General features: G+C 54.2%; 12 protein-coding genes. 11 read left to right on the forward strand and 1 reads right to left on the reverse strand.

The window, feature by feature from the left end; genetic code table 11:
* The first annotated feature begins 4 nt into the window (after nucleotides 1-4).
* The 11 genes from PPRO_RS08735 to epmA all read left to right on the forward strand — a co-directional run bounded on the left by PPRO_RS08735 (nucleotide 5) and on the right by epmA (nucleotide 10,902).
* Nucleotides 5-1,735 carry a proline--tRNA ligase gene (locus tag PPRO_RS08735; protein WP_011735642.1) on the forward strand — a complete coding sequence of 577 codons (1,731 nt, stop codon included), beginning with the start codon at nucleotides 5-7 and terminating at the stop codon, nucleotides 1,733-1,735.
* Nucleotides 1,736-1,762: 27 nt separating this feature from the next.
* Entirely contained in the window at nucleotides 1,763-3,064 is a 1,302-nt protein-coding gene (locus PPRO_RS08740) for a phenylacetate--CoA ligase family protein (RefSeq protein WP_041532681.1), read from the forward strand.
* Between the two features lie 477 nt (nucleotides 3,065-3,541).
* On the forward strand, nucleotides 3,542-4,579 hold the full coding sequence (locus PPRO_RS08745) for a replication initiation factor domain-containing protein (RefSeq protein WP_011735645.1): 1,038 nt from the start codon (nucleotides 3,542-3,544) through the stop codon (nucleotides 4,577-4,579).
* 12 nt (nucleotides 4,580-4,591) lie between these two features.
* Complete coding sequence (locus tag PPRO_RS08750; RefSeq protein WP_041532223.1) at nucleotides 4,592-5,029, forward strand: hypothetical protein; 438 nt, start codon at nucleotides 4,592-4,594, stop codon at nucleotides 5,027-5,029.
* Nucleotides 5,030-5,076: 47 nt separating this feature from the next.
* The gene (locus tag PPRO_RS08755) at nucleotides 5,077-5,331 is read left to right on the forward strand and encodes a hypothetical protein (RefSeq protein WP_011735646.1); all 255 of its coding nucleotides are present in this window, start codon (nucleotides 5,077-5,079) and stop codon (nucleotides 5,329-5,331) included.
* 287 nt (nucleotides 5,332-5,618) lie between these two features.
* Nucleotides 5,619-5,873 (forward strand): hypothetical protein, encoded by a 255-nt coding sequence (locus PPRO_RS08760; RefSeq protein ID WP_041532224.1) that lies wholly within the window; start codon nucleotides 5,619-5,621, stop codon nucleotides 5,871-5,873.
* A 59-nt stretch (nucleotides 5,874-5,932) separates the two neighbouring features.
* The gene (locus tag PPRO_RS08765) at nucleotides 5,933-7,321 is read left to right on the forward strand and encodes a hypothetical protein (protein WP_011735648.1); all 1,389 of its coding nucleotides are present in this window, start codon (nucleotides 5,933-5,935) and stop codon (nucleotides 7,319-7,321) included.
* The gene (locus tag PPRO_RS08770) at nucleotides 7,321-8,439 is read left to right on the forward strand and encodes a zonular occludens toxin domain-containing protein (protein WP_011735649.1); all 1,119 of its coding nucleotides are present in this window, start codon (nucleotides 7,321-7,323) and stop codon (nucleotides 8,437-8,439) included. Before PPRO_RS08765 ends, PPRO_RS08770 begins: the two co-directional genes overlap by 1 nt.
* Nucleotides 8,440-9,024: 585 nt before the next feature.
* Complete coding sequence (gene infA, locus PPRO_RS08775) at nucleotides 9,025-9,243, forward strand: translation initiation factor IF-1 (RefSeq protein WP_011735651.1); 219 nt, start codon at nucleotides 9,025-9,027, stop codon at nucleotides 9,241-9,243.
* A 96-nt stretch (nucleotides 9,244-9,339) separates the two neighbouring features.
* The gene (gene efp / locus PPRO_RS08780; RefSeq protein ID WP_011735652.1) at nucleotides 9,340-9,903 is read left to right on the forward strand and encodes an elongation factor P; all 564 of its coding nucleotides are present in this window, start codon (nucleotides 9,340-9,342) and stop codon (nucleotides 9,901-9,903) included.
* A gap of 93 nt (nucleotides 9,904-9,996) precedes the next feature.
* Nucleotides 9,997-10,902 carry an EF-P lysine aminoacylase EpmA gene (gene epmA, locus PPRO_RS08785; RefSeq protein ID WP_011735653.1) on the forward strand — a complete coding sequence of 302 codons (906 nt, stop codon included), beginning with the start codon at nucleotides 9,997-9,999 and terminating at the stop codon, nucleotides 10,900-10,902.
* 34 nt (nucleotides 10,903-10,936) lie between these two features.
* Here the strand turns inward: epmA and PPRO_RS08790 are convergent, their stop codons facing one another.
* A complete protein-coding gene (locus PPRO_RS08790) occupies nucleotides 10,937-11,977 on the reverse strand; it encodes a KamA family radical SAM protein (RefSeq protein ID WP_011735654.1) in 1,041 nt (346 codons plus the stop codon).
* Between the last annotated feature and the right edge of the window lie 137 nt (nucleotides 11,978-12,114).

The following is a 12,114-nucleotide window of genomic DNA, read 5'->3' on the forward strand; positions in this document are numbered from 1 at the left end:
TCAGATGTTTTATTCGCGTTATTTCATCCCAACTATCAAGGAGACCCCCTCCGACGCCGAGGTTGTTTCCCATCAACTGATGCTGCGCGCCGGCATGATCCGTAAACTTGCGGCCGGGATCTACAACTACCTGCCGCTGGGGCTGCGCTCCATCCGTAAGTTCGAGGCGATCGTCCGCGAGGAGATGAACAGGGCAGGGGCCATCGAGATGCTCATGCCCTCCGTGCAGCCGGCAGAACTGTGGGAAGAATCGGGGCGCTGGTCCTTCTACGGCAAGGAACTGCTGCGCTTCAGGGACCGCAAGGATGGGGAGTTCTGCATGGGGCCGACCCATGAAGAGGTTATTACCGATATGGTCCGGCGGGAGATTAAGAGCTACCGCCAGATGCCGGTCAACTTCTACCAGATCCAGACCAAGTTTCGCGACGAAATCCGCCCTCGCTTCGGCCTGATGCGCGGCCGGGAATTCATCATGAAGGACGCCTACTCCTTTGACGTGGATAGCGCGGCAGCGGACGGCTCCTATGAGCTGATGTTCCAGGCCTACATGCGCATCTTCGAGCGCTGCGGCCTGAACTTCCGCGCGGTGGAGGCTGATACCGGCACCATCGGCGGTTCCTCATCCCATGAATTCATGGTCCTGGCCGACTCCGGCGAGGATGCCATCGTCTCCTGCGATTCCTGCCGTTACGCCGCCAATGTGGAAAAGGCGGAGTCACGTCCCGCCGCCGGCGCCAGCACTGAGGAACAGCTGGAGCTAACGAAAACCGCCACACCGGACATGAAGAGCATCGCCGATGTGGCCGCCTTCCTGGGGCTGGCAACGGACAGGACCATCAAGGCGCTGGTCTACTCCTCCACCACCGGCGAGCATGTCATGGCCATCCTGCGCGGTGACCATGAACTGAACGAGATCAAGCTCAAGAACTGTCTTGGGTGGGACGAAATCCAGATGGCCACCGACGAGGAGATACTGGCTTACACCGGCTCTCCGGTCGGCTTCCTCGGGCCAATGGGGCTGAAGCAGGGGGTCGTGGTCGTTGCCGACCTGGCGCTGCGAGGCATGGCCAATGCCGTGATCGGCGCCAATGAAAAGGACATGCACTACATAAATGCCAACCTGGGGCGCGATTTTACGTCGGACCGCTTCGTCGACCTGCGAAACGTGGAGGCCGGCGATCCCTGCCCGCGCTGCGAGGGGGGCAAACTGGAGATGTGGCGTGGCATCGAGGTGGGGCATGTCTTCAAGCTGGGAACCAAGTACTCCCAGGCCCTGGGAGCCACCTACCTGGACGCCGACGGCAAGGAGCAGGTCATCTTCATGGGCTGTTACGGCATCGGTATCGGCCGTACCGTTGCCGCCGCCATCGAACAGAACCACGATGACAACGGCATCATTTTCCCGCTGCCGCTGGCGCCGTTCCATTGTTCGGTGGTGGCTCTGAACACCAAGGACAAGGGTGTCATGGCAGCCGCCGAGGAGATGTACTTCAGGTTGGAGCAGCAGGGGATAGAGGTGCTCTTCGATGACCGGGACGAGCGCCCCGGCGTCAAGTTCAAGGACAACGACCTGATCGGCATTCCGCTGCGTATCGTGGTGGGCAGCAAGGGACTGTCCGAAGGCAAGGTTGAGGTCAAGATTCGCGCAAGCGGTGAGATGCTCCTGCTCTCTCCGGACGAAGCCGTGGAGACCATCGTCCGCATGGTCAGGGATGCCGTGACAAGCGCCCAATAAAGCTACAATTTCGAGGTTGTGATGCAGATAAGTATTTGGGACCCCCAGCACGAATCCATGCCGCGGGAGGAACTGGAACAGCTTCAACTGGAACGACTCCAGGCAACGCTCAACAGAGTCTACAAGAACGTCACCTGTTACCGGAACAAGTTCAACCAGTTGGGGATCGTTCCCGAGGATGTGGCTTCCCTGTCCGACCTGTCCAAGCTTCCCTTTACCACCAAGGAGGATCTACGGGTAAACTACCCCTACGGCATGTTCGCCGTGCCGCTCAGGGAGGTGGTGCGCATTCACTCATCATCCGGCACCACCGGCAAGCCGACGGTGGTCGGATATACCAAGAACGACCTGAAGACCTGGTCGAACCTGGTGGCGCGGTTCATGACTTCCGCCGGTGTGACCCACGACGATGTGGTTCAGATCGCCTTCGGCTATGGCCTGTTTACCGGCGCCTTCGGTCTGCACTACGGTTCCGAGGCGATCGGAGCGGCCGTGATCCCCATGGGGGGCGGCAACACGGAAAAGCAGATCATGATCATGCAGGACTACAAGAGCACGGTCCTGGTCTGTACTCCCAGCTATGCCATCACCATCGCCGACCACATGGAGAAGAAGGGGATCGACCCAAAATCGTTGTCCCTCAAGGTCGGGCTCTTTGGCGGCGAGCCCTGGTCCGAGTCCATGCGCAGAGAGATCGAGTCGCGCCTGATGATCCGTGCCACGGACAACTACGGGCTCTCGGAGATCATCGGGCCGGGCGTTGGAGGAGAGTGCCTGCATAAATGCGGCATGCACATCTCCGAGGACGCCTTCATCGCCGAAATTATCGACCCCGACACCTGCGAGGTGCTGCCGCCGGGAAGCGTGGGCGAGTTGGTGCTGACCACCATCAGCAAGGAGGCGTTTCCCATGATCCGTTACCGGACGCGGGACATCACCTGTCTGGACTATGCTCCCTGCGACTGCGGACGCACTACGGTGCGGATGAGGAAAACCATGGGGCGTTCGGACGACATGCTGATCATCAAGGGGGTCAACGTCTTTCCGTCCCAGATCGAAGAGGTGCTGATCTCCATCGAGGGGTGCGAACCCCATTACCAGCTGGTGGTGGATCGTAAGGGAGCACTGGATACCCTGGAAGTGCGCATCGAAGTCACGGAAAACATCTTCTTCGACGAGATGAAGCAGCAGCGCGCCTTTCTAGAGACGGTGGAGAAGCGCATCGACTCCGTGCTCGGTGTTGGTGTTACCGTCAAGCTGGTGGAGCCCAACAGTATCCCGCGCCACGAGGGCAAGTCCGACCGGGTCATCGACAGACGAATCATCTGAGTGAGAGCGATGTCACAGCACAGAGGGCAGCTCCGCATAACCACACTATCTTGAACTTGACATAATATATCTTATGGGCGATTATTTTAAAGACATCTCAACCGGAGGTGTCTTTTTTATGTCTGGAAATGTCCGCTATAAATGCCCGTCCTGCAAAGCCTTTCTTTCTCTCGCTCCCTTCATTCAAGACCTTTCTGATTGGGTGATGTGCCGCTCCTGCGGTCATCGCGTTCACGTTCCTTCTGTTTTTGACGTTCCCGGTTTTGCGTTAGCGTCCGGAACCCGAAGGGATGAAACAGGCGTAGACCAGGACGAAGTGAGACGTAGTCCTAGTCGGAGACTGGTTCAGGGCGAAGCCTTCCAGAGCGGCCCGCAGGGTAACGCCCAAAGCAACCTACTCCCAAACGGAAAAATTAAGAGAGTTAAAGAAAAGTCTGTTGATACACGGCAACTCGATCTGTTTGAGGGTGCCGCCTGATGCCCCCGTCTAGTAACACGGGGGCTAAAAATACATCCCTCGTTCCTTCTGAGAATCGGGCTTTGATTGATTGGCTCGCCTGGACTGTCAAAGAGTTTGACCCCCACGCCGCTATTGCCAGTCTTGGCCTATCGTTCCTTCCGTTCCAGGCTTCCCCAGGTGGTGGCATGGGCTACCGCTCAACCTTGCGCTGCGGTCATATTACCGTTTTTTTCGATGGTGCCGAAAATATGGGATGTCATTTCGTTATGTCCGGTCAAGGGTGCCGTGAGTTTGAAGGGCGAGTCAAAAACTCGAAAAATCGAACTGTTGCGTGGTATCGCCTCATGCACTCGTTACAGGCTGCCGGTGCCAATATCACCCGCATTGACTTGGCAGTTGATACCGTGGATGGTTCGCTGCCCCTTGAAAACGTCGAAAAGTCGGTTCGTGAACGTCGGGTTCAAAGCCGTTTCCGTGAGGCGATGATGTACGAGAAAATTGCTTTGACTGACACGGAAAAGCCCACAGGCAAAACGATCTATCTCGGGTCGTCCCAGGGCAAAATCAAAATTCGCTTTTACGACAAGATGGCCGAGCGTGGCCTTTCCCCCGATCTTGGCTCCTGGGTTCGTGCCGAGGTTCAGTGCATGGCTGAACGCGCCGCTGCCGTAGTTATGCACCTGTGCAAAGGTGTTGAGTTCGGTGAGCTCGTAGTCTCCTGCCTGAATACCTATTACCGCCCCATTAATGCCGAATCCGTCAACAAGTCTCATTGTTCAACTCAGGACTGGTGGTCTGCATGGCTCACCACCACTGAGAAAATCCGCCTCACATCCGCGAAAGCGGTCAAATACGTTACCGACAGCATGGAGTACGTCAAACGCCAGTACGGCGCAACCTTCGCCATGTTCAAAAAATATCTCGGTGTTGCTGCCTTCTCCGATTTTATGCATGACCTTGTTTCCACAGGTCGCGACAGAATGAGTCGCAAGCATACCGACATGATCGAAATAACGAATCTCTCCGAATTATTGCCCCCATACCATGCATTTTAAAAAGGTGTCAAAATGACAAACTCTAGCATAATCAGCAGGATACCGCACGAAGTTAAAGTGATTGATGAAGAAACCACCTCTGTGACATTCATTCTTCCCAGCTGCGCCGTCAAGGGTTTTGTGATGATGTTCTGCTGCTTTGCCGATCTGTTCCGCTCCGTTGACTGGAAACAGCGGACGCATCCGAAAGGAATCCAGCTGCGTAACGAGAAGAGACGCGGCGAAATAGAACAAACCGTTGAACGTTATGAAAATGCTGTGCTTTCCACGTTTAAGACCTATTGCGAGAATGGCAACACTCCCCGCGAATCGCTGTCCCTGACTGTAACCAAAGTATCGGAACATTTTCCGTATTCGTCGTATGACATGGTTAAAAATTGCTTATCAAAAAATAAAATGCTCAAGAAAACGGGCTTTTACAAGTCTCGGCACAAATTCGAGGAAAAATGACGTGTTACAAGAGAAACAACAAATCTACCCAATGAAGGGGGCCAAACATGGCACAAGTATCATTTAAAGGAAACATTCTCGAAATTAACCGCCGCCCGGCAAAAGACAATCCCAACAAAATCTACAGCACTTTGATCATGTACGAACCGGGTAAGAAATATCCCGAACTCGTCAAGATTTCCCTTATGCCTGACCAGATCGATCTTGCTGCACCTGCTGTTGGCAAAGTCGCAACCGTTGTTGCTGAAATGTCCGTCTTTCAAGACAGGGTAAGTTTTCAGTTCCGGGGCTTCGGCCAGTAATGAGCATTGACCCTTTGCAGATTCAGGCGATTGTTGACGCCATCAATTCCGGTGCAACCATCATTGCCGGTTCTGTACTGGCGCTGATTTTCGCCGTCACCTGGAGAGGCTGACATGAACATGGCTGACGTAGTTTCAAGCATGGCTCCTGGGTTGGCCGTTTGGCTTTTTACCTGGGGGACAGCAAAGATTTATCTGTTGTTCAGAAGGTTTATTTCGTGATGTAGGAAAAGCGGGGAAAAAAGCAAGCCGTGGGCTTGTATTCTAGGTCAAAAAGGAGACCACCAATGTTTAATCAGATCGCAAGGAAAATTGTAGCAACCGCAGTTAAATGCAAAAAAGGCATCTTCGCTGCTGGCGCTGCCGTCGTCGCCGGTGCCGCTTCCGTCGTTCCTTCTCAGGCCGCAACTATGGACTTTACCGGCGTGGGAACCGCTGTAACAGCCGAACTCACCCCCGCAATAACTGCCGCAATGCCCATTGCCGGTACAATCCTGGCTTGTGGTATCGGCTGGAAACTCTACAAGCGTTTTACCAAGTAGCCACCAACTGAGGGGGGGTTGTACCCGCTCCCCCCCTTCATTCCAACCTGGGGGCTACCATGAAAAAAATCCTTTCCATTCTCGTATTATCACTTTTTTTGACAGTACAAGCCGCCTTTGCCTTTCTACCGCTTACCATCCCGGCATGGTATTACGGCGCTGGTGCGCTTGCCGTTGGTGGTGGCGCTGGTGTCTACTGCGCCATGAAAAGCGGATACGTTGCCACAGTTGACGTTGCCGGTGATATTCGCCGAAAAGCCGGTGTTGCCTGGGTTGCTTTATCTGCCGCGAATGTTCCAATACTCCATGAATCGAACGTAACCGCCAAGCAGACCTTGGCGCAATTGAAGTCCATTGTCACTGGTAAGACGTCCCTTTTTCCCAACTTGGTGAATGCGTTTACTGACCCAGGTTATGTTCCGTCGTCAACTGTGAATTCATCATCCGTTGCGCCAGTTGTGGGCCAGATAGTTAACTATAACGGTTCTAATTATAAGCTGGGAACCAAGCAGATGGATGCGGCTGGTGCTGGTACTAGTATCGGCTGGCTTGTCAATGTCGGCGGTCTTGGGCCGGGAACAATTGGTGTCAAGTACAACATAACGACTACCACTGTCGGCGGGAATCCATACTATAATTATAATTTCGCATATTATAGCTATACTTCCAATCCAACGGTGACACCCGTTCCCTTTGCCGCAACTCCTCTGCAATTTGCTTCGACTGTGACCGGCTCTTCATCTGGTGGTAACGCTTCTGAGCTTTATCAGGCTGAACTCGATAAAGCTTTGCAAGATGAAAGCTACATTCCTACATTCACGGATGATACAACCGGTTTGCCTCTGACGTACCCGTCTGACCCGCTTTCCCCTGCTGCACTTGCCGCTGTAAATGCTCAAGGTGTTGCCGCTGATGAACGCGAACAAGCACTTGTCGCTGCACAACAAGCTGCTCAAGCTGCTATTGCCGCCAGGGATGCCGCTGTAACTGCTTCCCAGGCCGACCCGACGAATCCGGCACTTGCCCAAAAAGCCGCTGATGCAACGGCCATTTCTGACGCTGCAACTGCCGCTGCAAAAAAGGTTGCTGCTGAAAACGCTACAACGGTTGCAGAAGAAGCTACCAGGGAAGCGGATAAAGAAAGTGCCGCAAGCATTGATATACCTACAATCAAGGCTTTTTCCTGGGCTCGCTTCGCCGACCTTAAAGGCTCAATGGCCGCGACATTCCCTTTCTACCTGATACCCAAGATCGGTGATTTGCTCGGCCAGATTGCGCCATCGAATCCAACGCCGCCAGTGTTCAATCTCCCAGTCTACGGTCAAACGTATCAAATCAGCCTTGAGATGTTCGACCCGATAGCCGTTGCCATGCGGTCGTTTATCGCCGTTATTGCGTCTATTGCCTGTATCGTCATGATGGTCAAATTCTACAGGGGGACAAGCTGATGTTGGCATCGTTCACGAACTGGCTGTTGTCCTGGGCAAAGTATCTTGGCGTTACCTGCCTGAACTACGGCATAGACTTCCTCCAGGTCTGCTTTGACTCCCTGGTTGATTTCGCCTTGTACATAATCGGCCTGTTTCCTGATTGTGTCGGCTCGGCCTGTATGGAGTCTGCCTATCTTGATCTCGGCCCGATGACTTCTTTGATTATCGCGGTGATAAACTGGCTGTTTCCGGTCGCTTTTTTTGTCTCAATCGCAAATTTTATGACCTGTGGCCTCATGGCGCTGATTGTTATCATGCCTGTTGCGCGTTGGTTGAAACTCATAACGTACGTCGCTCGTGCAATTCTCCATCTTAAAAAGGGTGGCGTAGTCGCTGCCAATTTTTCCCTTGTGGACGGCTGGGCCGATGTGGTCGCCAGTCGGACGTTATTGGGTAGGTTCTCCGATGAACATCGCTATGAAAAAGCCGCTTCGATGCATAACCGCTTTTACCGTGTTGACTCCCTGGAGGCGATACGCAAGATACAGCCCCGCGCTGAGGCGGTGGGAGTTTACAAGGATGACGGGTCGTATTCTGAGGGAGCTGGTCTTTTGCTTTTGGATGAAGCGCAGCTGATTTTTAACTCTCGCGTCTGGAAAAAGAACATGGGGTGGATTGAGTTCTTTACCCAGCACCGCAAGCTCGGGTGGAACGTGATCATGATCGCCCACACCATAGAAATGATTGACTCGCAAATAAGACCGTTGGCCGAGTACGAAAGCCGTTTTCGTAACCTGCAAAAACTCAAGCTGCCGGTGATCGGTCTACCGATGGCGCCCTTTCCGCTCTTCTTGGTGATACGTAGATACGCTGGCCTTGGTGCCGGCGCTAATGTGATCGCTGACCGTGATCTGTACCCGCTCCCACTCTGGGCCGCACGTTTGTATGATTCTCTCCAAGTGTTCAGTGAGGATTCATGGGGGGAAGATCAAGAGCCGAAATTGTGCGGGTCCCCTCCCCTCCCGCCTTGCGGGATGGGAGGGGTTGATACTGTTTCGACTCAATCGGGGCCGGTGTCATCCCTGGCAGATGATTGTTTATGGTCAAGGTGGGAACAGTTGGAAAGCGCGTCATGATGCGCCGCAGGCATACAATAATGACCGGTCAAGGGTGTTCCGGTCATCCACAACCGCCGTGCGCCTTCCCAGGTGAGCATCAAATCACGTTTGCATCTGGTGCGCGACTGTGACGGGACGGTCCTCGACGCTCTCTCTTCGCGTCCTCAAAACTCGCTTTACTCTATCCGTTCAATCTTTCGGCACTCTGGCCATGATGTGCAGGCCCAATACACCCCCGCCCTGCTTCCGGTGTGTATTCGCTTCAACTCCATCGGCTTTCCGCATACTCCGCACCGTTGCCCGTCTTTTCCTGGCTTCATGTCGATTCGTCGCGCCTTCATCCAGGCCGCTACATCCCTGCGTTGTCTGCCGTATATCGCTCCGATGATCGAAAGTGCTAGACCAATTCCCGCCGGTATGATAATTTTCACGTCGCACCTCCCGGCTCTAAGTATAAATTAACATTAAACTTGTTGCAATATATCTTATGGGCGCTTTGCGAGTGTTCTATAATTAACCTTGCATTTTAGCATGGTTGTTAGTAATATACGGCAGTTTGATTAAACGGATGTATTCACAGACAAATAAGGGGTACCCCTCGGAATGAGCAAAGAAGAAGCAATAGAAGTTGAAGGCACGGTCGTTGAGCCACTCCCCAACGCCATGTTTCGCGTTAAACTCGAAAATGATCACATTGTCCTTGCCCATATCTCTGGCAAGATGCGTAAGTACTTCATCAAAATCCTCCCTGGTGATAAGGTTACCGTTGAACTGTCACCCTATGACTTGAGCCGTGGTCGCATTACCTATCGCGCCAAGTAACACCCTCCCGACAGATTTCCTTTAACAAGCCCATCCACGCATGAATGGGCTTGTCGCATTTATTATGCAAATTACTCCACTATCAGCGAGGATCATATGTACACAGCAGCAGACCTGAAAAAAGGTCTTAAAATCATCATTGAAGGCGACCCTTACATCATCATCGCCTTCGACTTCACCAAGCCGGGCAAAGGACAGGCACTCTACCGTACCAAGATGCGCAATATGATCAACGGTACCATCCTTGATCGCACCTATCGTTCCGGTGAGACCTTCGAACCAGCCAGTCTGGAGGAACGTCAGATGGAGTACCTCTACAAGGAAGGCACCCACTACACGTTCATGGACCAGCAGACCTACGAACAGGTCATCATGGAAGAGGATACCATTGGCGATGCCAAGAATTTCCTGTTGGAGAATATCAAGGTGGAGGTACTGCTCTTCGGCGAGAAGGCCATCGGCGTAACTATCCCCAACTTCGTCAACCTGCGGGTTACCCAGACCGACCCTTGGGCTAAGGGTGACACCAGCGGCAACGACTCCAAGCCGGCAACCGTGGAAACCGGCTATGTCCTCAGGGTTCCTCCTTTTATCGAGGAAGGAGAACTGATTACCATCGACACTCGCACCGGTGAATACTCCACCCGCGTCAAGGGGTAAGGAGCGATTCAACGGAGCAGACCACACGCATCCATCCGGGGCGAGTCACGGTGACTCGCCCCTTTTTGCTTTACGCGACTTGACAGGATTAGCATGCACCCCCGCGACCACAACCTCTATCTGAGGGCGGACATCGTAGCCGCCATCAGGTCTTTCTTTGCTTCACGTCGTTTTCTGGAGGTGGATACGCCCCATCTTATTCCCGCCAACGCGCCTGAAGAGTATATCGATCCCCATGGTTCTGGCGACCGGTACCTGCATACCTCGCCGGAGATCTGCATGAAGCGCCTGCTCTGTCGCGGCCATGAGCGGATTTTTCAGATCTGCCGTTGCTGGCGCAGGGATGAACGGGGAAGTCGCCATCTGCCGGAGTTTGCCATGCTGGAATGGTATCGGCGCGACAGCGACTATCGTCAACTGATGGAGGATTGTCAGGAGCTGCTGCGATGGGTAGCCTTGATTTGTGGGAAGAGTGAGGGGATCGACTATCAGGGGCAACGTCTGGAACCGTGCCGGGAGGCACAACGGATTACGGTGCGTGATGCCTATGCCCGCTATGCTGTCAAGGATGTTGCGGTCGCCGTGGTCGATGGAACCTTTGATGAACTGATGGTGACCCGAATCGAGTCTTCGCTGCCGACCCATGTACCGGTAATCCTGATGGATTATCCCGCCGAAATGGCGTCCCTTGCCCGCCTGAAGGCCGATGACGAATCCGTTGCCGAGCGCTTTGAGCTCTATCTGGGGGGGCTTGAGCTGGCCAATGGTTTTAGTGAGCTGAACGACCCCCGTGAACAACGGCAGCGTTTCCTGGTGGCTAACGAGAGGAGGATAGAGGCTGGCCTGTCGCCCCTTCCCCTCCCCGAACCGTTCCTCGATGAACTGGCCTCCCTGCCGCCATCGGCAGGGATCGCCCTGGGGATTGACCGGCTGGTGATGCTCTTCGCCGATGCTCCACGGATCGATGACGTAATCAGCTTCACGCCTGAGGAGCTGTAATTCAGAAAAGTATTCTGGCTTTTCTGTTTTGGATTTATGAATCTGCAACCGTTGTCAGATCCCGATACCTGACCATCTCCCCCTGGTATGTCCTCAGAATCAGTAAATCCCCCTGTCGCTCCACATCGTCGGGTAGTATGGGCACCTTCCCCTTTCCATCGGGTAAGTCGATAACGTACTGCGGCACCGCCATCCCCGATACATGACCGCGCAAGCCCCTGATGATCTCCAGACCGGTCGCGATCGGGGTGCGAAAATGCGCCGTACCCCTGACCAGATCCATCTGGTGGATATAGTACGGCCTGACCCGCAGGGAGAGCAGCCCGGTCTGCAGGGAACGCATGGTATCCAGGGAATCGTTTACCCCGCGCAACAGAACCGTCTGGTTTCCCAATGGGATTCCGGCATCGGCCAAAAGATCGCAGGCCCGGGCCGACAACGGCGTGATTTCATCCGGGTGGTTGAAGTGGGTGTTGATGTACAGGGGGTGAAACCGCTTCAAGAGGGTGCACAGTTCGGGGGTCACCCGCTCGGGCAAGGTTACCGGAACGCGTGTGCCGATGCGAATGATGGTTACATGGGGAATGGCCCGTAACTGCTGGAGGATGTGGTGCAGCGAGTCGTCATCCAGCATCAATGGGTCGCCGCCGGAGAGGATTATGTCGCGAATTGCCGGATTGGCGGCGATATAATCCATTGCCTGTTTCAGCGTTTGGGCGTCCATGGGGGCATCCCCCTCCCCCACGTGGCGCTTGCGCATGCAGAAGCGGCAGTAGACCGGGCAGCGATTGGAAACGAGCAGCACCACGCGGTCGGGGTAACGGTGAATCAGGCCGGGCACGGGGCTGAGCAGATGCTCTGCCAGTGGGTCGGGGCACTGTCCAGCGTCATCCAGTTCACGTAAATCAGGAATGCACTGTTTCCAGATGGCATCCCCCTCTCTGCGGATCAGTTTGGCGTAGGATGGTGATACCCGGAACGGATAGCTGGCCGCCACCGACGTAAATTCTGCAGCAATAGTGCTTTTTTTTGTTATATTCTCAAGTGTTACTGATGATGATCTGATGTATCGCATGAGCTCTTTCCAGGGCGGCCGGATTGGGGCAACCCCGGGCGCAGCGGCATGGTTTTTCTTGGAATTTACTTGAAAACGGGTGAGTTATGTGGAATATAGCTCACAGGGCTCCCCTGAAAATGTAGTACCACAACGGA

The sequence above is a fragment of the Pelobacter propionicus DSM 2379 genome (assembly GCF_000015045.1).
GTDB classification, from domain to species: domain Bacteria; phylum Desulfobacterota; class Desulfuromonadia; order Geobacterales; family Pseudopelobacteraceae; genus Pseudopelobacter; species Pseudopelobacter propionicus.